The organism is Streptomyces albireticuli (genome assembly GCF_021228125.1).
GTDB lineage: Bacteria > Actinomycetota > Actinomycetes > Streptomycetales > Streptomycetaceae > Streptomyces > Streptomyces albireticuli.
In genome coordinates this window covers 353,057-373,331 of sequence record NZ_JAJQQS010000006.1, presented here as the reverse complement: position 1 = coordinate 373,331, position 20,275 = coordinate 353,057, and the positions used below count along the sequence as shown (strand labels likewise).

General features: G+C 71.9%; 18 protein-coding genes. 11 read left to right on the top strand and 7 right to left on the bottom strand.

Annotation, left to right across the window (positions count from 1 at the left end; genetic code table 11):
- Nucleotides 1-130: 130 nt before the first annotated feature.
- From LUZ64_RS14575 to LUZ64_RS14565, 3 genes are all read right to left on the bottom strand, one after another.
- On the bottom strand, nucleotides 131-793 hold the full coding sequence (locus LUZ64_RS14575; RefSeq protein ID WP_095583145.1) for an RNA polymerase sigma factor: 663 nt from the start codon (nucleotides 791-793) through the stop codon (nucleotides 131-133).
- A 678-nt stretch (nucleotides 794-1,471) separates the two neighbouring features.
- Nucleotides 1,472-3,565: a glycosyltransferase gene (locus LUZ64_RS14570; protein ID WP_095583144.1), complete on the bottom strand. Its 2,094-nt coding sequence runs from the start codon at nucleotides 3,563-3,565 to the stop codon at nucleotides 1,472-1,474.
- Between the two features lie 149 nt (nucleotides 3,566-3,714).
- Nucleotides 3,715-5,409: a beta-N-acetylhexosaminidase gene (locus tag LUZ64_RS14565; RefSeq protein WP_095583143.1), complete on the bottom strand. Its 1,695-nt coding sequence runs from the start codon at nucleotides 5,407-5,409 to the stop codon at nucleotides 3,715-3,717.
- 401 nt (nucleotides 5,410-5,810) lie between these two features.
- Here LUZ64_RS14565 and LUZ64_RS14560 point away from each other — a divergent pair, with 401 nt between their 5' ends.
- From LUZ64_RS14560 to LUZ64_RS14540, 5 genes are all read left to right on the top strand, one after another.
- Complete coding sequence (locus tag LUZ64_RS14560; RefSeq protein WP_095583150.1) at nucleotides 5,811-6,377, top strand: 2-oxo-4-hydroxy-4-carboxy-5-ureidoimidazoline decarboxylase; 567 nt, start codon at nucleotides 5,811-5,813, stop codon at nucleotides 6,375-6,377.
- A gap of 241 nt (nucleotides 6,378-6,618) precedes the next feature.
- On the top strand, nucleotides 6,619-6,999 hold the full coding sequence (gene sdhC / locus LUZ64_RS14555) for a succinate dehydrogenase, cytochrome b556 subunit (RefSeq protein ID WP_087926627.1): 381 nt from the start codon (nucleotides 6,619-6,621) through the stop codon (nucleotides 6,997-6,999).
- A gap of 6 nt (nucleotides 7,000-7,005) precedes the next feature.
- Complete coding sequence (locus tag LUZ64_RS14550) at nucleotides 7,006-7,476, top strand: succinate dehydrogenase hydrophobic membrane anchor subunit (protein ID WP_095583142.1); 471 nt, start codon at nucleotides 7,006-7,008, stop codon at nucleotides 7,474-7,476.
- A gap of 20 nt (nucleotides 7,477-7,496) precedes the next feature.
- Nucleotides 7,497-9,251 (top strand): succinate dehydrogenase flavoprotein subunit, encoded by a 1,755-nt coding sequence (sdhA, locus tag LUZ64_RS14545; RefSeq protein WP_095583141.1) that lies wholly within the window; start codon nucleotides 7,497-7,499, stop codon nucleotides 9,249-9,251.
- Nucleotides 9,251-10,018: a succinate dehydrogenase iron-sulfur subunit gene (locus tag LUZ64_RS14540; RefSeq protein ID WP_087926630.1), complete on the top strand. Its 768-nt coding sequence runs from the start codon at nucleotides 9,251-9,253 to the stop codon at nucleotides 10,016-10,018. The genes sdhA and LUZ64_RS14540 overlap by 1 nt, the downstream gene beginning before the upstream one ends.
- Nucleotides 10,019-10,323: 305 nt before the next feature.
- On the opposite strand, the gene rocD is transcribed toward LUZ64_RS14540, so the two are convergent.
- Complete coding sequence (gene rocD / locus LUZ64_RS14535; protein WP_211305104.1) at nucleotides 10,324-11,553, bottom strand: ornithine--oxo-acid transaminase; 1,230 nt, start codon at nucleotides 11,551-11,553, stop codon at nucleotides 10,324-10,326.
- Nucleotides 11,554-11,628: 75 nt separating this feature from the next.
- Here rocD and trpS point away from each other — a divergent pair, with 75 nt between their 5' ends.
- The 3 genes from trpS (at nucleotide 11,629) to LUZ64_RS14520 (ending at nucleotide 14,352) form a co-directional block, all read left to right on the top strand.
- Nucleotides 11,629-12,642: a tryptophan--tRNA ligase gene (gene trpS, locus LUZ64_RS14530; RefSeq protein ID WP_095583139.1), complete on the top strand. Its 1,014-nt coding sequence runs from the start codon at nucleotides 11,629-11,631 to the stop codon at nucleotides 12,640-12,642.
- 130 nt (nucleotides 12,643-12,772) lie between these two features.
- The gene (locus tag LUZ64_RS14525) at nucleotides 12,773-13,369 is read left to right on the top strand and encodes a 2'-5' RNA ligase family protein (protein WP_095583138.1); all 597 of its coding nucleotides are present in this window, start codon (nucleotides 12,773-12,775) and stop codon (nucleotides 13,367-13,369) included.
- Between the two features lie 92 nt (nucleotides 13,370-13,461).
- Nucleotides 13,462-14,352 (top strand): YihY/virulence factor BrkB family protein, encoded by an 891-nt coding sequence (locus LUZ64_RS14520; RefSeq protein WP_095583137.1) that lies wholly within the window; start codon nucleotides 13,462-13,464, stop codon nucleotides 14,350-14,352.
- Nucleotides 14,353-14,386: 34 nt separating this feature from the next.
- Here the strand turns inward: LUZ64_RS14520 and LUZ64_RS14515 are convergent, their stop codons facing one another.
- Entirely contained in the window at nucleotides 14,387-15,550 is a 1,164-nt protein-coding gene (locus LUZ64_RS14515; RefSeq protein ID WP_338120260.1) for a D-alanyl-D-alanine carboxypeptidase family protein, read from the bottom strand.
- A gap of 205 nt (nucleotides 15,551-15,755) precedes the next feature.
- Between LUZ64_RS14515 and LUZ64_RS14510 the strand changes: the two genes are divergently transcribed.
- Both LUZ64_RS14510 and LUZ64_RS14505 read left to right on the top strand, forming a co-directional pair.
- Nucleotides 15,756-16,052, top strand: coding sequence for an SCO4848 family membrane protein (locus LUZ64_RS14510; protein WP_143593360.1), 297 nt, complete (start codon nucleotides 15,756-15,758; stop codon nucleotides 16,050-16,052).
- A 182-nt stretch (nucleotides 16,053-16,234) separates the two neighbouring features.
- Nucleotides 16,235-17,788: an ABC transporter substrate-binding protein gene (locus tag LUZ64_RS14505; RefSeq protein ID WP_095583136.1), complete on the top strand. Its 1,554-nt coding sequence runs from the start codon at nucleotides 16,235-16,237 to the stop codon at nucleotides 17,786-17,788.
- 12 nt (nucleotides 17,789-17,800) lie between these two features.
- On the opposite strand, the gene LUZ64_RS14500 is transcribed toward LUZ64_RS14505, so the two are convergent.
- Nucleotides 17,801-18,586: an alpha/beta fold hydrolase gene (locus tag LUZ64_RS14500; protein WP_095583147.1), complete on the bottom strand. Its 786-nt coding sequence runs from the start codon at nucleotides 18,584-18,586 to the stop codon at nucleotides 17,801-17,803.
- Between the two features lie 60 nt (nucleotides 18,587-18,646).
- Here LUZ64_RS14500 and LUZ64_RS14495 point away from each other — a divergent pair, with 60 nt between their 5' ends.
- Nucleotides 18,647-18,997, top strand: a complete 351-nt coding sequence (locus LUZ64_RS14495) for a MerR family transcriptional regulator (protein ID WP_095583135.1) — start codon at nucleotides 18,647-18,649, stop codon at nucleotides 18,995-18,997.
- An 89-nt stretch (nucleotides 18,998-19,086) separates the two neighbouring features.
- On the opposite strand, the gene LUZ64_RS14490 is transcribed toward LUZ64_RS14495, so the two are convergent.
- Complete coding sequence (locus tag LUZ64_RS14490; protein WP_095583134.1) at nucleotides 19,087-20,271, bottom strand: glutathionylspermidine synthase family protein; 1,185 nt, start codon at nucleotides 20,269-20,271, stop codon at nucleotides 19,087-19,089.
- Between the last annotated feature and the right edge of the window lie 4 nt (nucleotides 20,272-20,275).

Here is a 20,275-nt window from a genome sequence, read left to right as displayed (position 1 = left end):
CGGGTCTCCGAAGTCGGCGGGGTCGGCGCGTCCGCCGTGCGCTCGGCGCCGGCCGGGGCGCTCAGGAGCCGTTCCACGGCGTCGTCGTCCAGCCAGTCTTCCAACCAGTCGTACCGGTGGTCGTCCGCCATCACATGTCCTTCTGCGTCCGCGCACGCAATTGCGTCACACCGGCAGAAGCATTCGCTCCGGTGTGTGACGTCGGGGGCGTCGAAGAGGGCCGCCGCTGCGCGGGGAGCGCGTCGGCCGCCGTGACCAGCTCGGCCAGCCGCCGCAGGCCGCGGTGGGCGGCGGTGCGGACCGCCCCCGGCCGCTTGCCGAGCACGCCGGCCGCGCTCTTCGCGTCGAGGCCGACGACGACACGCAGCACGACGGCCTCCGCCTGGTCCTGAGGGAGCTGGGCTATGAGCGCGAGGGTGCGGTCCGTGCCGAGGGACTCCAGGGCCTCGCCCGCGGTGTCCGCGTCGGCGGGCCGGGCCGCGAGTTCGCTCTCGTCGCCGCCGATGGCCGGGCGCCGGCCCCGCATCCGTATGTGGTCGAGCGCGCGGTTGCGCGCGATCCGCGCGGCCCAGCCGCGGAACCGGTCCGCGTCACCGGTGAACCGCTCCAGGTCGCGCGCGATCTGGAGCCACGCCTCGGAGGCCACGTCCTCCGCGTCCGGGTCGCCGACGAGCGTGCGGACGTAGCCGAGCAGGCGGGGGTGCACAGCACGGTAGACCGTACGGAATGCCGTCTCGTCCCCGCTCTGCGCCGCGCGCACCGCGGCCGTCAGCTCAGCGTCGTCCCCCTGCACGCCCTCATCCTGCCCCACTCCGAGAATCCGCGACTCAGCAGCCCGCGGGCCCGACGCCGTAAGGATTCTGCGCCCGGGTGTCACCGGCTACGGGGCCGGGTTCGACTGGCCGATACCCGGCGGCGCGGGACGGCACACCGGCCGCCGCCACCCACCGTGGGGACGTCTGACCGCACGGACACATCTTCGGACCCCCTGGGGCTGTGGTCGTCATTGCCGGTTTTCCCCGGTTCCCCGGCCACTGGGACAGACGAGAACAGACGAGAGAGACACGCTCCGACGAGCGCGGACCCCGCACGTTACGGCCATGTGCCCGGCCTCGTCCAGAAGAGACCCGACCACGGCGGTATGACAGTGTGACGGATTCGCGGCCCTTGGCGCTGTACAAGATGCGGACCCCACCAGGGTTCGCACCGGACGGCGGCCGGGGCCTCTCCTGTGGGGGGTGGCGGCCCCGGCCGTCCTCCGTCCGGCGCGCGGCATCCGGTCCGCGCCCGGCCGTGCGCCCTCACCTCGGCTCGTCGGGCCCGAAGGTCGCCGTGAGCCGAAACGGTCGCCGTAAGGCCCGAGCCACCGGACCCACCCCGTAAGGTTCACGCGGCCGTAAGACTCACGCCCTCGTAAAGCTCACGCGGCCGTAAGGCTCACACCGCCGCCACCCTCATGCCTCCCCCGCCCTCATGCCTCCCCCGCCCCCTCCTTCGGCTCCACGTCCTTGACCGTGATCGTCAGATCGTTGGTCACCGTGAAGTACGGGCGCAGCCGCACCTCCCCGCGCTTCGCCGCCGGGAAGGTGTCGACGCCCTTGCGGTCGGCGAAGTCGCCCGCGATCCGGCCCGCGCGCACCAGCGCCGCCCCGGCCGCCGGGCGCACCCACAGGTCCCACAGGTCCTGCTCGTCCTCCGGCTTCACACGCCGTGCCATCGGCTCGTACGGCAGCCGGCCGGAACCGTCCGTCAGGGGCGCGCGGACGTCGCCCACCGAGCCGTCGCCGCCGCGCAGCCGGGCGATGATCTCGGCGCCCTCACCGAAGGCGGTGCCGTGGGCGGTGAGGGTGAGCGTGACGCCTTCCTCACCGACACGCACCTCGGTGACCTCGGCGTGCTCGGGGCGCAGCCAGGCGCGCACCGCGAGGAAGCCGTCGCTGGTGGTGTACGGGACGCGGGCGGCTGCGCCGTCCGGCGTCACCGCGAGGGGGCGGTTCAGCAGGGCCTTCTGCTCGACGAGCGCGGCGGTCAGCCGGCGGCGGGTCTTGTCGCCGGGGCGCTCGGCGTAGGTGTCCCAGCGGCCCTCGGCCAGGGGCTCGGTTCCGAACCGCGCCTCGACCCAGGCGCCGGGCTCGCGGCCGCCGGCGAGCGGGGCCTGGACGGAGGCGCGCTCCTTGCCCTTGGCGCCCCGCTGCCGCAGCAGCACGTGGGTGTCGGCTGCGGTGAGCTGGTCGGCGCGCAGCCGGACGGTGAGGGTGCCGTCGGCGGCGACGGTGCAGCGGGCCTCGGGGTGGGCGACGGTCTCGGGCCCCGGTGCGGCGGCGGTGGGGGCGGACTTGGCGCGGCCGCCGCCGAAGAGGCCGCGCAGGAGGCCCTTCTTCTTCTTCTCGGGGGCGGGGGCCGTGGAGCCGGGCCGCAGTTCCTCGAAGAGTTCCTCGTAGCGGTCGGCGATCCGGGCCGGGGCGTAGCGGAGGGCGGTCTCGCGGGCGGCCTTGCCGAGGCGGTCGCGCAGGGCGGGGTCGCCGGTGATCTCCAGGAGCGCGGCGGCGTAGGCGTCGACGGCGTCCGCGTCGTCCAGCGGGACGAGCACGCCGTCGGTGCCGTCGGTGAGGATCTCGCGCGGGCCGTAGGGGCAGTCGGTGGCGACGACCGGGAGGCCGGCGTGCATGGCCTCGACGATGGTCATGCCGAAGGACTCGGCGTCGGAGGCGACGGCGGCGACCGCGCCCTTGGACCACTCGGTCTCGATGGGCGAGCGGGCTCCCATGAGGGTGATCCGCTCGTAGAGGCCGAGTTCCTCGATCTGCTTGCGGAGCTTGGCCTTGGCGGGGCCGCGGCCGTAGATCCGCAGGTTCCAGTCGGGGCGCTCGCCGGCGATCTTCGCGAAGGCGGCGATCAGGCGGTCGTAGCGCTTGACGGCGACGAGCCGGCCGGCGGAGACGATCGTGTTCGAGGTGCCGTCGGAGGGTTCGGCGGCGGGGGCCGGGACGGCGTTGGGGATGGAGAGGATGCGGGCGCGGGCGTCGGGGAGGGCCTCCCGGTAGTGCCCGGCGTCCGCTTCGGAGACGGTGGCGAAGGCGTCGAGCGCGGCGATCGCGGGGTCCATCACGGCGTGCAGCTCGGGGACGTGCGCCTCGTGGGTGAGGTGCTCCTGGCCGAGGCGGAGGTAGCGGTCGGAGCCGTACTTCGCGAGGTAGCCGATGAGCTTGGGGCGGGTGGCGATGACGACGTCGGCGTCGGTGGCGGCGAGGTGGGCGGCCACGCGTTCGTCGGTGAGGGCCGTGGCGGCCATGCGGCCGTTGTCGATGCGCTCGTCGCGGAAGATCTCGCTCGGCCGCTGGTTGAGGGGCGTGGCGTACTCGTCGGTCTCGGCACCCTCGCGGAGGTCGACCAGCGGGGTCAGCCGGACCCGGGGGTCGAGGGTGAGCTCGGGCTCGTCCACGGGGCGGTTGACGCTGACGATCCGCACCTCGTGCCGGTCCGCGAGGGCGGCTGCGAGGTTGACGGTGGAGCGGATGGTGCCGCCGATGCCGTACGCGTTGTGAAGCAGGAATTCGATCTTCATCGGGCCCTCGTTACGGATGCGGGGGGTACGCCTGCGCGCACCCCGCCGTGGAGAGATGCGTGAGCGACCCCGAGTATGACCTGAGTGTTGCCTTCCGCATATGCGACGACGGGGGCGCTCGCATGGTTCAACCCCGAACGCTAAGCCCCTCAGGGGGCCACCCGCCCCGCGAGGGCCGAGAATTCCTTCCAGGGCATGGTGGGCGGGCGGGGGTCCCACAGCCGCTGGGCGACGGCGGCGAGCGGCAGCCGGATGCCGTCGGCGACCTGCTGCGGGGTCTGGGCGTCGGGGAAGTCGCACCAGACGGCGAGCCTGCCGCCGGTGACGCGGTCCGGGCCGGTGAGGTCCTGCGGGGCGGCCGTGGTGCCGCGCAGGACGGCGGGTGACCACTGCCGGTAGATCCGCTCGCCGGTGGGGTAGCGGAACTGGTTGGGCTCGCCGAGGACGTAATAGAGGTACTCGTCGTTGAGGTTGACGACGCGGCGTCCCTCGTTCAGGTACTCCTGCGGGTCGCGGGCGCCGAGCTCCTTGCCCGTCCAGTATTCGACCTCGATGTCCTTGTCGGCGCTCACGACGCCGCCGGTGAAGAACCCGTCGTTCCACGCCTTGGGCTTCTTGCCGAGGCCGCGCACCACCCCCGCCCGGTCGTTGAGCCAGGCCGTGGCGAGGTCCTGGACGCGGCCCCGGTCGCCGTAGCGCTGCCGGGCGAGCTGGGCCAGGCGCGGGTAGGAGGCCTCGGGGTCCTTGGCCATCAGCGCGCGGTACTCGTCGGCGCCGAGGTGGAAGTACGCCCCGGGGAACAGCGGCGCGTACTCGCGCAGCAGGTCGTCGACGATGCGGGCGGCCTCGGGGTTCGCGATGTCGACCGCGCCCCGGGCGGCGGTGCCGGAGGCGTCCTTGAGCTGGAGGCCGGGGTGGGCCTTGATGACGGCGCCGAGGTGGCCGGGTGAGTCGATCTCGGGGACGACGGTGATGTGCAGGGAGTCGGCGAGGGCGACGATGCGGCGGACCTCGGCCTTGGTGAGGTGCTGGGGCGAGACGATCTCGGGGTGCGACTCGCTCTCGATGCGGAAGCCCTGGTCGTCGGAGAAGTGCAGGCCGAGCTGGTTGAGCTTGAGGTCCGCCAGCTCACGGATCCGGGCCTCGATCCATTCGGCGGTGAAGTGCTTGCGGGCGATGTCCAGGTTGAGGCCGCGCTGGCCGCGGTCGGGGGCGTCGCGCACGACGCCTTCGGGGAGCCCGCCGCCGGAGCGCACGGCCTGTGCGAGGGTGCGCGTGCCGTAGAACACTCCGGCCTCACCCGCCGAGGTGACGAGGACCTTGTGGTCGTCGGCGGTCAGTTCGTACGCCTCGTCGCCGCCGCTCTGGCCGGGGCGCAGGGCGAGCTCGATGTCGCCGGGGCGGGCGGGGGTCCCGGCGGCGGTCATCTTGAGCTCGACGGCCAGCAGCCGGGCCTCGTCGGCGAGCGGGCCCTCGGGGTCGGTGACGACCCGGGCTCCGGCGGCGGGCCGCCAGCCGGGGCCGGGCACGGAGGTGGCGGAGCGCGGGCCGGGGACGGTACGGGGGACGCCCGCCGGGACGGGCGCGCGGGAGGTGGCGGAGGGCGGGGCGCTGGACGGGGTGACCGGCTGGGACGCCCCGGGCGAGCGGGAGTCGTCCTGGGCCGGCCGGGTGGCGGATTCGCGCGGGCAGCCCACGAGGGTCACGGTGGCCAGCAGCGCGGCGGCGGCCACGGCGCCGCGCGGGGCCGCGGCCCGGGCGATCCGGGCGAGCCGTGCGATCCGGTGGAGCCGGTTGAACCGGTTGAACCGGGTGGTCCTGGCGAGGCCGGCAGGCAGTCCCATGGAGCAGAACCTCCTATATAGGGCATATATGGGCTGAAGGTATTGCCCTTTGCCTGACTAGGTGTCCACCACGCGCCCGAAACGGGCCTCGTCCGAATGAAATTCGCGCGTCCGTCGGACAGCGCATCGGACCGTGGCCGAGAATCGTCGTCACCGTAGCGGCTCAGCTCCTCGACCGGAAGACCCAGTTCCGCGGGCGGCACACGGATGCACGGAACGGATCTCGGAACGGATGACGGACGGGTGCCCCGCGAACGCCGCGCGGGTGCCGTCGGCCACCTCGGCCGGGCCGTCCCACCCGTGCCGTCCACCCCGTCCGCACCACAGCCGAGTCATATCCGGGCCCCGCCCGGGCCCGGTCGCCGAGCCTCCGCCGCGCCCCCTCTCCCGAGGAGACCACGCTGCACGGACCCGACCGGCACAGCCTCGACCGGCACGGCCTCGACCGCCTCAACTCCGCGTCGCCGGGCGCCGCCGAAGCCGCCCTCCTGGCCTGCTGCGGCAGCCGCCAGTGGGCCCACCACCTCGCGGACCACCGCCCGTACCCCGATCTGCGCACCCTGCTCGGCGCGGCGGAGCGGACCTTCCACGCCCTGCCCCCGGCCGGCCTGGCCGAGGCGCTCGCCGACGAGAGCGGTCCCCACCTGCCCGCCGAGGGGACAGACCTCCACCGGCCGGTCCACGCCGTCCTCCGGCAGGCCCAGGCCGCCTATGAGCACAGATTCGGCCATGTTTTCCTGGCCTGCCTGGACGGCCTGCCCCCCGACGGGACCGTCACCCATCTGCTCGCCGCGCTCCGCGTCCGCCTCACCCGCGCGCCGCACGAGGAGGCCGCCACCACCCACGCCGAGCTCACCCGGCTGGCCCTGGGACGGCTCGCCCGGCTGGCCTCCGACACCCCGTGCGCACGGAGCCGCGACACCCCCCGCGACACCCACCGAGCCACCTGGCAGCAGCACGTCACATAACGGTCCCATCACACGAAACCGCAGGACAGACGGGGTAGACCGGACATCCCGCACCCCCGGAAGGCCCTGATCGCCGGGTATGCCACTGGTCCGTACGTGCCTGTTTGATCACACCTGACGACCCCGTGAACCCGAACCGACAACGCGTCGCTACGATGGCCAGGGCCGGTGGACCGTACCCGGCCGGGCCCGCTGACAGTGAAGCCGGCAGGCTCTGATCCCCGCTCCCGGAGGGTTTTCCGTGCCGGCTGGAACGCTGTACCGCGGCCGGGAAGGCATGTGGTCCTGGGTGGCTCATCGAGTCACCGGCGTCCTCATCTTCTTCTTCCTGTTCGTGCACGTCCTTGACACCGCCCTCGTCCGCGTCTCGCCCGAGGCGTACGACGAGGTCGTCGCGACGTACAAGACGCCCCTCGTCAACGTGATGGAGTACGGCCTCGTCGCCGCCATCCTCTTCCACGCCCTCAATGGTCTGCGTGTCATCGCGGTGGACTTCTGGTCCAAGGGTGCCCGCTACCAGAAGCAGATGCTGTGGTCCGTTGTCACCATCTGGCTCGTGCTGATGGCCGGCGCCTTCTACCCCGTGCTCCAGCACACGCTGCGCACGCTGTTCGGGAGCTGACGCGAGATGTCCGCTGAGACCACCACCCCCGCGACCGAGACCGTGTCGCTGTACGACGTGGACAACCCGGCGCCGGTCATCGCGCCGCCCCGGGCCCGCACCAAGAAGACGCCCAAGAGCACCCGCACCAACTTCGAGCTGTACGGCTGGCTGTTCATGCGGCTGTCCGGCGTCGTCCTGGTCGTCCTGGTCCTGGGCCACCTGCTCATCCAGCTGGTCCTCGACGGCGGCGTGAGCAAGATCGGCTTCGCCTTCGTGGCGGGCCGCTGGGCCTCGCCGTTCTGGCAGGCCTGGGACCTGGTCATGCTGTGGCTCGCCATGCTGCACGGCGCCAACGGCCTGCGCACGGTCATCAACGACTACGCGGAGCGGCCCAAGACCCGCTTCTGGCTGAAGAACCTGCTGTACGCGGCCACGGTGTTCACCGTCCTGCTGGGCACGCTGGTGATCTTCACCTTCGACCCGAACATCCGCTAGAGCCCGGGGCTGACGAGACCATGCAGATCCACAAGTACGACACCGTCATCGTCGGCGCCGGTGGCGCCGGCATGCGCGCGGCCATCGAGTCGACCAAGCGCAGCCGCACCGCGGTGCTGACCAAGCTCTACCCCACCCGCTCCCACACGGGCGCCGCGCAGGGCGGCATGGCCGCCGCGCTGGCCAACGTGGAGGAGGACAACTGGGAGTGGCACACCTTCGACACGATCAAGGGCGGCGACTACCTGGTCGACCAGGACGCCGCCGAGATCCTGGCGAAGGAGGCCATCGACGCGGTCCTCGACCTCGAGAAGATGGGCCTGCCGTTCAACCGCACCCCGAACGGCACCATCGACCAGCGCCGCTTCGGCGGTCACAGCCGTAACCACGGCGAGGCCCCGGTCCGCCGGTCCTGCTACGCCGCGGACCGCACCGGCCACATGATCCTCCAGACGCTGTACCAGAACTGCGTCAAGGAGGGCGTGGAGTTCTTCAACGAGTTCTACGTCCTGGACCAGCTGATCACCGAGGTCGACGGCGTCAAGAAGTCGGCCGGCGTGGTGGCCTACGAGCTCGCCACCGGCGAGATCCACGTCTTCCAGGCGAAGGCCGTCATCTACGCCTCCGGCGGCACCGGCAAGTTCTTCAAGGTGACCTCCAACGCGCACACCCTCACGGGTGACGGCCAGGCGGCCTGCTACCGCCGCGGCCTGCCGCTGGAGGACATGGAGTTCTTCCAGTTCCACCCGACGGGCATCTGGCGCATGGGCATCCTGCTGACGGAGGGCGCCCGTGGTGAGGGCGGCATCCTCCGCAACAAGGACGGCGAGCGCTTCATGGAGAAGTACGCGCCGGTCATGAAGGACCTCGCGTCCCGTGACGTCGTCTCGCGCTCCATCTACACGGAGATCCGCGAGGGCCGCGGCTGCGGTCCCGAGGGCGACCACGTCTACCTCGACCTCACGCACCTGCCGCCGGAGCAGCTCGACGCCAAGCTCCCGGACATCACCGAGTTCGCGCGTACGTACCTGGGCATCGAGCCCTACACGGACCCGATCCCGATCCAGCCCACCGCGCACTACGCCATGGGCGGCATCCCGACCAACGTCGCGGGTGAGGTCCTGGCCGACAACGACACCGTCGTCCCCGGCCTGTACGCGGCCGGCGAGGTCGCCTGTGTCTCCGTGCACGGCGCCAACCGCCTCGGCACCAACTCGCTGCTGGACATCAACGTCTTCGGCAAGCGGGCCGGCATCGCGGCCGCCGAGTACTCCGCCAAGGCCGACTACGTCGAGCTGCCGGAGAACCCGGCGCAGCTCGTCGCCGACCAGGTCGAGCGGCTGCGCAACTCCACGGGCAAGGAGCGGGTCGCCGACCTCCGCAAGGAGCTCCAGGAGACCATGGACGCCAACGTCATGGTCTTCCGCACCGAGCAGACGATCAAGACGGCCGTCGAGAAGATCGCCGAGCTGCGCGAGCGCTACAAGAACGTCTCCGTGCAGGACAAGGGCAAGCGGTTCAACACCGACCTGCTGGAGGCCATCGAGCTGGGCAACCTGCTCGACCTGGCCGAGGTCATGGCCGTGTCCGCGCTGGCGCGCAAGGAGTCCCGCGGCGGTCACTACCGCGAGGACTACCCCAACCGCGACGACGTCAACTTCATGCGGCACACCATGGCGTACCGCGAGGTCGACGCGGACGGCACGGACTCGATCCGCCTCGACTACAAGCCGGTCGTCCAGACCCGCTACCAGCCGATGGAGCGTAAGTACTGATGAGCACCCCGACGCTCGAGAAGAGCGCGGCCTCGGCCGAGTCCGAGGCCCCCGCGCACCTGATCACGGTCACCTTCCGGGTCCGCCGGTTCAACCCGGAGATCTCGGACCAGGCGACCTGGCAGGACTTCCAGCTGGAGATCGACCCCAAGGAGCGGGTCCTCGACGGCCTCCACAAGATCAAGTGGGACCACGACGGGACGCTGACCTTCCGGCGCTCCTGCGCGCACGGCATCTGCGGCTCCGACGCGATGCGCATCAACGGTAAGAACCGCCTGGCGTGCAAGACGCTGATCAAGGACATCAACCCGTCCAAGCCGATCACGGTCGAGCCCATCAAGGGCCTCACGGTCCTGAAGGACCTCGTGGTCGACATGGAGCCGTTCTTCCAGGCGTACCGCGACGTCATGCCGTTCCTCATCACCAAGGGGAACGAGCCGACGCGTGAGCGCCTGCAGTCGGCCGAGGACCGCGAGCGGTTCGACGACACCACCAAGTGCATCCTGTGCGCCGCGTGCACGTCGTCCTGCCCGGTGTTCTGGAACGACGGCCAGTACTTCGGCCCGGCGGCCATCGTCAACGCCCACCGCTTCATCTTCGACTCGCGTGACGAGGCCGGTGAGCAGCGGCTGGAGATCCTGAACGACAAGGACGGTGTGTGGCGCTGCCGCACGACGTTCAACTGCACGGACGCGTGCCCGCGTGGCATCGAGGTCACGAAGGCGATCCAGGAGGTGAAGCGGGCGCTGATCACGCGCCGCTTCTGACCTGCCGGTCGGGTTTGTACGGTGCGGCCCCGCCTCTCCCTTCACGGGGGGGGGCGGGGCCTCGCCGTTGTGAGCGGGCTTTTCCCCTACCCGCCCCTTCCCGAAACCGGGGGCAAGCCCCCGGGCCCCCTTTTCCGCGCTCCGCGCGGTGGCCTCAAACGCCGGCCGGGCTGAAATCAGCCCGGCCGGCGTTTGAGGACCGGGGTCCGGGGCGTCAGCCCCGGTTCGGGAAGGGGCGGGGTGGGGAAAAGGCCCCGCGCGGCGGCATCACCCCGCACCCGTCACCACCCCCGGCCTCGAACCCCTCAGGCCAGCACCGCCCGCAGCTGATCCAGCCCCCAGTCCAGGTCCTCCTTGCTGATCACCAGCGGCGGCGCGATCCGGATCGTCGAGCCGTGCGTGTCCTTGACCAGCACCCGCCGGTCCATCAGCCGCTCCGAGATCTGCCGCCCGGTGCCCTTCGCCGGGGCGATGTCGACCCCGGCCCACAGGCCGCGCCCGCGCACCGCCTCCACCGCGCCGCCGCCCACCAGCAGGCCCAGCTCCTGGTGCAGGTGCTCGCCGAGCTCCGTCGCCCGCTGCTGGAACTCGCCGGACCGCAGCATCGCCACGACCTCCAGGGCCACCGCGCACGCGAGCGGGTTCCCGCCGAACGTCGAGCCGTGTTCGCCGGGGCGGTACACCCCGAGGACGTCGGCGGAGGCCACCACGGCCGATACGGGGACCACACCGCCGCCGAGCGCCTTGCCGAGGACGTACATGTCGGGGACGACGTCCTCGTGGTCGCAGGCGAAGGTCCGGCCGGTGCGGCCCAGGCCGGACTGGATCTCGTCGGCGATGAACAGCACCCCGCGCTCGGCCGTCAGCCGCCGTACGCCCGGCAGATAGCCGGGCGGCGGTACGAGCACCCCCGCCTCGCCCTGGATGGGTTCCAGCAGCACCGCCACGGTGTCCTCGTCCACGGCGGCCTCCAGCGCGGCGAGGTCGCCGTACGGGACGATCTCGAAGCCCGGGGTGTACGGGCCGTAGTCCGCGCGCGCCTCCTCGTCCGTCGAGAAGCTGATGATCGTGGTGGTGCGGCCGTGGAAGTTGTTTCCGGCCACGATGATCTTCGCCCGGCCGTCCGGTACGCCCTTGACGCGGTAGCCCCACTTCCGGGCGGTCTTGACGGCCGTCTCGACGGCCTCCGCGCCGGTGTTCATCGGCAGCACCATGTCCTTGCCGCACAGCGCGGCGAGCTCCGCGCAGAACTCCGCGAAGCGGTCGTGGTAGAAAGCGCGCGAGGTGAGGGTCACCCGATCGAGCTGCGCCTTGGCGGCGTTGATCAGCCGGCGGTTGCCGTGCCCGAAGTTGAGCGCCGAGTATCCGGCCAGCATGTCGAGATAGCGACGGCCCTCCACATCGGTCATCCACGCGCCCTCCGCGTAGGCGACGACGACCGGCAACGGATGGTAGTTGTGGGCGCTGTGGGCCTCGGCGGCGGCGATGCTGCGTTCCGTGGATGTCACCGTGTGCTCCGTTCGCTGTACGGGCATGCTGTTACCGAGCTTTCTACTACCTCGCCCGCACCGCCGGACCGAGTCCGTCGCGGCACCTGAGAGAATGTGCGCATGGCCCTTGATCGTCCGCGCGCTCTTTCAGGTATCCAGCCCACCGCAGGCTCGTTCCACCTCGGGAACTACCTCGGTGCCGTCCGGCAGTACGTCGCGCTCCAGGAGACCCACGACGCCTTCTACATGGTCGTCGACCTGCACGCGATCACCGTGCCGCAGGACCCGGCGGAGCTCCGCGCCAACACCCGCACCGCCGTGGCCCAGCTGCTGGCCGCGGGCCTGGACCCGGACCGCTGCACCCTCTTCGTGCAGAGCCACGTGCCCGAGCACGCCCAGCTCGGCTGGGTGATGAACTGCCTGACGGGCTTCGGCGAGGCGTCGCGGATGACGCAGTTCAAGGACAAGTCGGCCAAGCACGGCGCCAACCAGACCACGGTGGGCCTGTTCACCTATCCGATCCTCCAGGTCGCCGACATCCTGCTCTACCAGGCGAACGCGGTTCCGGTGGGTGAGGACCAGCGTCAGCACATCGAGCTCACCCGTGACCTCGCCGAGCGCTTCAACACCCGCTTCGGCGACACCTTCACGGTCCCCGCGCCGCACATCGTGCGCGAGACCGCGAAGATCTACGACCTCCAGGACCCCTCGGCGAAGATGAGCAAGTCGGCGTCGACCGCGAAGGGCCTGATCAACCTCCTCGACGAGCCCAAGGTCTCCGCCAAGAAGATCAAGAGCGCCGTCACGGACACGGACACCGTGATCCGCTTCGACGCCGAGGAGAAGCCGGGCGTCAGCAATCTGCTCACCATCTACGCCACGCTGACCGGCACGACAATCGCGGATCTGGAGCAGAAGTACGAGGGCAAGGGCTACGGTGCGCTCAAGACCGACCTCGCCGAGGTCATGGTGGACTGGGTGACCCCCTTCCGCGCCCGTACGCAGGAGTACCTGGACGACCCGGAGACGCTGGACGCCGTCCTCGCCAAGGGCGCCGAGAAGGCCCGCGCGGTCGCCGCCGAGACCCTCGCACAGGCGTACGAGAAGGTGGGCTTCCTGCCCGCCAAGCACTGACAGGACGTACCGGCGCGGGCGCGCGGGACCGACGGCCCCGCGCGCACGGGACCAGCGGACCTGGCACCAGGTGTGGCACAGCCGTCACACTGGCCACGGGGACTTACAGGCGCACAGGAGGGAGAACGCAGTGGGGACCGTAACGCTCGGCGTTTCGATCGCGGTCCCGGAGCCTTACGGCAGCTTCCTCCAGAAGCGCCGCGAGGGCTTCGGCGACCCGCACGCGCACGGCATCCCCACGCACGTCACCCTCCTGCCGCCCACCGAGGTGGACGCCTCGTCGCTGCCCGCCATCGAGGAGCACCTCGCCGGGGTCGCGGCGCTCGGCCGCCCGTTCCGGATGCGCCTGTCCGGGACCGGCACCTTCCGCCCGCTCTCGCCCGTGGTCTACGTCAACGTGGTCGAGGGCGCCTCCTCCTGCGCCTGGCTCCAGAAGCGCGTCCGGGACGCCTCCGGGCCCGTCGCCCGCGAGCTCCAGTTCCCGTACCACCCGCACGTCACCATCGCCCACGGCATCGCCGAGGAGGCCATGGACCGGGCGTTCGAGGAGCTCTCGGAGTTCGAGGCCGCCTGGACGATCAACGGCTTCGCCCTCTACGAGCAGGGCGCCGACGGCGTGTGGCGGCTGGAGCGCGAGTACCCCTTCGCCGACGGCGAGGACGGCGACGCCGCGTCCGCCGTCCCGCGCCAGCCGGGCGCCACGCGCCCGCCCGCCGCCTCCCGGTAGCCCCTGGTCATCCGCGTGCCCGGCGCCCCGCCGGGTAGGCGTACACCTGCCCGTAGGCGCTCGCGAGGGCCCGTGGATGGTAGGTGTTGACCATGGAATGGCTGACCCGGCTGCCGGGGATCGGGCCCGTGATCGCCCGGCTGATGCGCACCCACCTGTGGCGCTCGTACGAGACCCTGGACCGGGTGAAGTGGACCCGGCTGGCCGCCGCGATCACCTTCACCAGCTTCCTTTCGCTGTTTCCGCTGGTCACGGTGGGTGCGGCGATCGGTGCGGCGGTCTTGAGCAAGCAGCAGATGCACGAGCTGGAGCAGAAGCTCGCCGAGCAGGTGCCGGGCATCTCCGGCCAGCTCGACCTCAGCGGACTCGTCGACAACGCCGGCACCGTCGGGGTCGTCGCCGGCGCCCTGCTGCTCTTCACCGGCCTCGGCTGGATCGGCTCCCTGCGCGAGTGTCTGCGCGCCGTCTGGGAGAAGGAGGAGAGCCCCGGCAACCCGGTCCTCCTCAAGCTCAAGGACGGGGCGGTGCTGCTGGGCCTCGGCGGGGTCGCCCTGCTCTCCTTCGGCTGCTCGGCGTTCGCCACCGCGGCCGTCGGCTGGGTCGTCGACCGGACCGGCCTGGACGGCGTCGGCGGGCTGCTGACGGCGGCGGGCTTCTGCATCGCCGTCCTCGCCGACTTCCTCCTGATGCTCTACGTCCTGTCCCGGCTGCCCGGCGTCCTGCCGCCGCGCCGCCGGCTCGTGGTCGGGGCGCTGATCGGCGCGGTCGGCTTCGAGCTGCTGAAACTGCTGCTCAGCGGCTATCTCCAGGGGGTCGCCGCGAAGAGCATGTACGGGGCGTTCGGCACCCCGATCGCGCTGCTGCTGTGGATCAACTTCACGGCGAAGCTGACGCTGTTCTGCGCGGCGTGGACGGCCACGCCGTCGAAGCCGGCCGAGGAGCCCGCGGAGGAGCCGGAATCCGGCTCCTCCGCCGACCGGTGACACCGCACGGGTCGCGGCGCGGGTCCCCGCGCGCTCAGCCGCGCCGCCGCATCCGGTCCGGCAGCGGGTGCCTGCGGTGCACCACGAACCCGCCCGCCGCCAGGACGACCAGGGCCGCCCCCGCGATCCCGACGGCCGTCCACATGCCGCCGCCGGCACCCGCCACGGACGCCTGGGCGTGCTGGGTGGCCTGGTCGGCGCGGCCGTCGCCGGGCTTGTCCGCGGCGCCCCTGGGGGGCACCAGGACGCCGACGGGCTGGACGTGGCCGGCCGCCTCGAAGCCCCAGTCGAGGAGCGCGCGGGCCTCGGTGTAGACGCGGTGGGGCTCGGCCGTCTCCGGGTTCATCACCGTGACCAGGAGCTTGCGGCCGTCGTGCTGGGCCACGCCGGTGAAGGTGTTGCCCGCGTTGGTCGTGGAGCCGTTCTTCACGCCGGCCATGCCCTTGTAGGGCTCGCCCTTGGGCATGCCCTCGCCGGTCAGCAGCCGGTTGGTGTTCACGATGGCGAAGCTGTCCCGCTTCTTGCCGGGCTTCTCCTCGCCGGGGAACTTCGCGGAGACCGTGGCGCAGTACTCCCGGAAGTCCGCCTTCTGGAGGCCGGAGCGGGCGAACAGGGTCAGGTCGTACGCGCTGGAGACCTGTCCGTCGGCGTCGTACCCGTCGGGGGTGACGACGTGGGTGTCCTTCGCCTGGAGGTCCTCCGCGTGCGCCTGCATGTCCTTGACGGTCCGCGGGACGCCGCCGTTCATGGCCGACAGAACCCGCACCGCGTCGTTCCCGGAGCGCAGGAAGACGCCCAGCCACAGGTCGTGGACGGAGTAGGAGGAGCCCTCCTTGACCCCCACGGCGCTGCTGCCCGCCCCCATGCCCTCCAGGTCCGAGGGCACCACCTTGTGGGTCTGGTTGCGGGGCAGCTTAGGCAGCACCGTGTCGGCGAAGAGCATCTTGAGGGTGGAGGCCGGAGGCAGCCGCCAGTGGGCGTTGTTCGCGGCGAGGATCTCCCCCGACTCGGCGTCGGCCACCAGCCAGGAGCGGCCGCTGAGATCCTTGGGCAGCTGGGGGGCGCCCGGCCCGCGCCGCACCTGCGGCCCGGGTTTGCCCAGCAACTCGCCGCCCACCGTGGACATCTGAGCGGGCGGAACCTTGGGGGCGCCCTTGCCGTCGGCCGGATTGTCGGCGTGGGCGGGCGCGGCGGTCATCAACGGGAGGAGCAGCGAGGCGGTCGCCGCGAGGGCGGCTCCGCAGCGTCCCGCCGCGGCGGACCGCGGGCGGTGTGATGTCGTCGTCGGCACGTCCGTGAACGTACCCCGCCGCCCGTACCCCCTAGTCGCTGCCTCACCGGGACGGACCCGTGCCGAGGACCCGATAGGACCAGTGCGGGAGGCCGAACGCATACTGAAACCCATGCTGAGTTCTTCCGGGGACGCCTCGCCGGCCCCTCGCCCGTCCGGCCGCGCGGCCGTCCTCTCCCGCCCGGTGTCCTGGTTCCTGCTCGCCTTCGGGGTGTGGAGCTGGTTCATCTGGATCACCTTCGCGAAGAATCTGTGGAAGGACGGCAGCGGGCTCGCCTTCGACGACGCGGGTGACCCCACCGCGTACTTCTGGGTCCACCTCGCGCTCGCGGTCACCTCGTTTCTTCTGGGGACGGCCGTCGGGCTGATCGGGTTGCGCGGCGTACGGGCGTTGCGGCGCACGTCATAGACGGGGGCGCGGGCCCCACCGCCGCCGCGCCGCCGCCCTGTGGGCACCCCGTGGCCGCCGTGCGCGATGAGGCGGCCCCGGCGGTTCCCCGGACCGGGTGACGATCACTTGGCCTATTCCCGGGACGTATGCGCATTCGTATGTTTGAGTGATGCGCATCACTGGGCGGAGGGGGCGCGGGGATGCGTGGGGTCCGGGTTCGGGCGGGTGTACTGGGCGTAGGGCTGCTGGTCTCGGCGGCCACGGGCTGCGGGCTGATGTCGTCGGGTGACGAGGACCGGGGGCCCATCACGGTGGGCATGACGGACGCCGTCACCGGGCTCGACCCCGCGGGCACCTACGACGTGGGCTCCTGGGCGCTGCACAGCAACGTCTACCAGTCGTTACTGACCTTCACACCGGGCTCCTCCGTCCCGGTCCCGGACGCGGCCGAGCGCTGCGGCTTCCAGGGCGAGGACTTACGCACGTTCACCTGCACGCTGCGCGAGGGCCTGAAGTTCACCAACGGTCACGACCTGACCGTGGACGACGTGAAGTTCTCCTTCGACCGGATCCGCCGGATCAAGTCGCCGCAGGGCCCGGGGCCGCTGCTGGACACGCTGGACGGCGTGCGGACGGCCGGGCGGACGGTCACCTTCCGGCTGAAGGTGCCGGACGCCACGTTCCCGTTCAAGATAGCCACCGGCGCCGGGGCGGTCGTCGACTCCCGGACCTACCCCGCCGACCGGCTCCACGAGGGCGCCACGGTGGACGGCTCCGGCCCGTACGTCCTCAAGGAGTACCGGCAAGGGGCACGGGCCGAGCTGCGGCCCAACGGCGCTTACCGGGGCGCCGTGCGGCGCGAGGGCGAGCCCGTGACCGTCCGGTACTTCCGCGATCCGGCGGCGCTGGCCCGGGCCTGGCAGCGGCGCTCCGTCGACGTGGTGGGACGCCAGCTGCCGCCCACCGTGATCGCCGAGCAGTCCCCGTCGGACGCCGGCGTGAAGATGATGGAGACCTCGGGGCCCACGTCCCGCTCGATGGTCTTCAACCTGCGCGACGGCTCACCCGTGAAGGACGTCGCGGTGCGCCGGGCCGTCGCCGCCGTCGTCGACCGGACGGCGCTCGCGCGCGACATCCACCGCCGTACGGTCGAGCCGCTGTACTCCCTCGTCCCGCAGGGCCTCACGGGCCACGCCACGTCCTTCTTCGACGCCTACCCCGAGCCGGACCCGGCGCGCGCCCGGACCCTGCTGCGGCAGGCGGGCGTCACCCAGCCGGTCCGCTTCACGCTGGCCTACTCCCAGGGCGCCGCCACGGGCGAGGAGGCGGCCCTGCTGAAGAAGCAGCTGGAGGCCACCGGGCTGTTCGAGGTGACCACGCGGCACGTGGAGTGGAAGGAGTTCATCGAGGGCTACGCCCGCGGGGCCTACGACGCGTACTGCCTCACCTGGGTCGCGGACTTCCCCGACCCCGACACCTTCATCACCCCGCTGGTCGGCGCGGGCTCCGCCCTCCACACGGGCTACTCCAGCGCCCGCGTCGAGAAGCTCATCCGCGACGCCCAGCGGAACTCCCAGCGGGGCAGCGTCGCCGAGGAGGTCCGTGAGATCCAGCGGATCGTCGCCGAGGACGTGCCCCTGCTGCCGCTGTGGCAGAAGAAGGAGTACACCCTCGGCAACTCCGGCATCTCCGGGACGCAGTACTTGTCGGACGGCACCGGGATCCTGCGGCTGTGGCAGCTGGGCAGGATCTGACACCCCCGCGGCTCAGAGGCCGTGCCGGTCGAGGAAGGAGGTGATCAGGCCGCCCCACTCGGCGGGCTTCTCCGCCATGGGCACGTGGCCCGTCAGGATCTCCGCGTACTCGGCTCCCGGGATGTTCGCGGCCAGGAAGCGCGAGTTCGCGGGCGCGACCAGGGTGTCCTGGAGCGGCGCGATCACCAGCGTCGGCACGGAGATCCCGGCCAGGTCGCCCGTGGTGTCCGAGGTCTGCACGACGCCCGCCTGCTCCGCGGCGCCGGCGGGGACGCCCGCGGCCAGCACCTTGTAGAAGGTGTCCAGCTCCTCGGCGGGCACGGCGTTGAAGAAGTCCTCGCCGAAGCCGGAGAGGGCGATGAAGCGGGCGAAGGTCTCCAGGTCCCCCTCGTCCAGGAGCTTGCGCCAGATGTCCAGGGAGGCCAGCGTGCGGTTGTCCGCCTTGGCCAGGCCCGCCGTGAGCACCAGGCCGCGCACCCGCTCCGGGTGGCGGGCCGCGGTCCGTACGGACACCAGGGTGCCCATCGAGTAGCCGATCAGGGTGAACGTCTCCAGGCCGGCCGCGTCGGCCGCCGCGATCAGCGCGTCGGACAGGCCGTCGACCATCAGCGGCTCCGCCGAGCGGGGCGTACCGCCGGAACCGGGGAAGTCGGGGGCCACCACGGTGTGGCGCTCGGCCAGGGACGGGATGATCGGCAGGTAGTTGCCCTCGATGCTGCCGCCCGCGCCGTGCGCGAGGAGGAGGCCGGGGCCGGAGCCGTGGACGGTGGTGGCGAGGGGCGCGGGAATCTGTGTCATGGCCAAGAGGTTGCCGTATGACATCAGTGTCAAGGTCAAGTCCCCGGGGGGAATCCGCATATGCGCATAGGCGAGCTGTCACGTCGTACCGGGGTGAGCCCCCGGCTCCTGCGCTACTACGAGGGACAGGGCCTGCTCACCTCGGAGCGGGACGCCAACGACTACCGGCGCTACGGGACGGCCGCGGTCGAGCGCGTGACGCGCATCCGCGAACTCCTCGCCGGCGGCCTCACGACCGAGGCCATCCGCGACCTCCTGCCCTGCGCCCAGGGCGGTCCGGGCCTCCTCGCCTGCGAGCACTCCGTCCAGGTCGTGGACGAGCAGCTGTCCCGCGTCGACGAACAACTGGCGGAACTGGCGCGCAAGCGGGAGGCGCTGCTGGAGGTGTCGTCGGCGATGCGGGCGGGCTGACCGGGGCTCCAGCGCCGGAGCCCGGTCCTCCAGCGGCCGGACGGGCCGAAGACCGGCCCGTCCGGCGCTCGGGAACACCGCGCGGCGGCTCAGACGATCACGTGCGGAAGGAAGCGCGCGTAGCCGTCCGTGACCAGCCCCGCCGACTCCCGGATCCCCAGCCCGGCCGGCTCGTCCCCGACGACCCACGCGCCGAGCACCACGTGGTTCCCGTCGAAGGCCGGCAGCGGGGCCAGCCCCTGGTAGCAGCAGGGCTCGTCCCGGGGCGTGGGGTCGCTGCCCGCGGGGTGCACCGTGACGCCCGCGCCCTCGCGGCCGAGCAGCGGCTTCGCGACCCAGCCGGTGGTCGAGGCCAGTTCGCGGGGGCCGTCGAGGTAGGCGGGCACGAGGTTGGGGTGGCCGGGGTAGAGCTCCCAGAGGACGGCCAGCAGGGCCTTGTTGGACAGCAGCATCTTCCAGGCGGGCTCGATCCACAGCGTGGAGCCCGTACCGCCGCCGTTGTCGAGGGTGTCCAGGACGTGCGGGCCGAAGCGGTCGGTGGCCAGCCACTCCCAGGGGTAGAGCTTGAAGCAGGCCCGGACGAACCCGTAGCGCTCGTCGACGAAGCGGCCGGAGATCCGGTCCCAGCCGATGTCCTCCATGGAGACGGCCCGGGTCGCGAGGCCGGCCTGTTCGGCGGTCTCGCGCAGGTACGCGACCGTCATCAGGTCCTCGCCGAGCTCGTCGCCGGCCGAGTGCGCGAAGTGCAGCGGCGCGCCCGGGGGCAGCAGGTGCGCCTGTCGCCGCCAGGCGTCGACGAGCCGCTCATGGAGGGAGTTCCACTGGTCATGGCCGGGGAAACGTTCCTCCATCCAGAACCACTGGGCACTCGCGGCCTCCACCAGTGAGGTCGGGGTGTCGGCGTTGTACTCCAGCAGGGTGGCCGGGCCCTCGCCGTCGTAACGCAGGTCGAAGCGGCCGTAGACGGTGGGGAGTTCGGCGCGCCGGTGCCAGGACTCGGTGATCAGGGCCGCCAGCCGGGGGTCGGTGATCCCGAGGTCGGCGAGGCGACCGTGCTCGACGAGGTGCGCGGCGGCGGCCAGGCACATCCCGTGCAGCTCGGCCACGGTCTCCTCCAGCGCCTCGACCTCGGCGAGCGGGAAGGAGTAATACGCGCTCTCGTCCCAGTACGGGCGCAGGGAGCCGTCCGGGTGGCGGGTGAGGGGATAGATGACGCCCTGCTCCTCGACCGTGGCCTGCCAGCCGGGGCGCGGGGTGACGCGGTGCCGCTCCACGCGG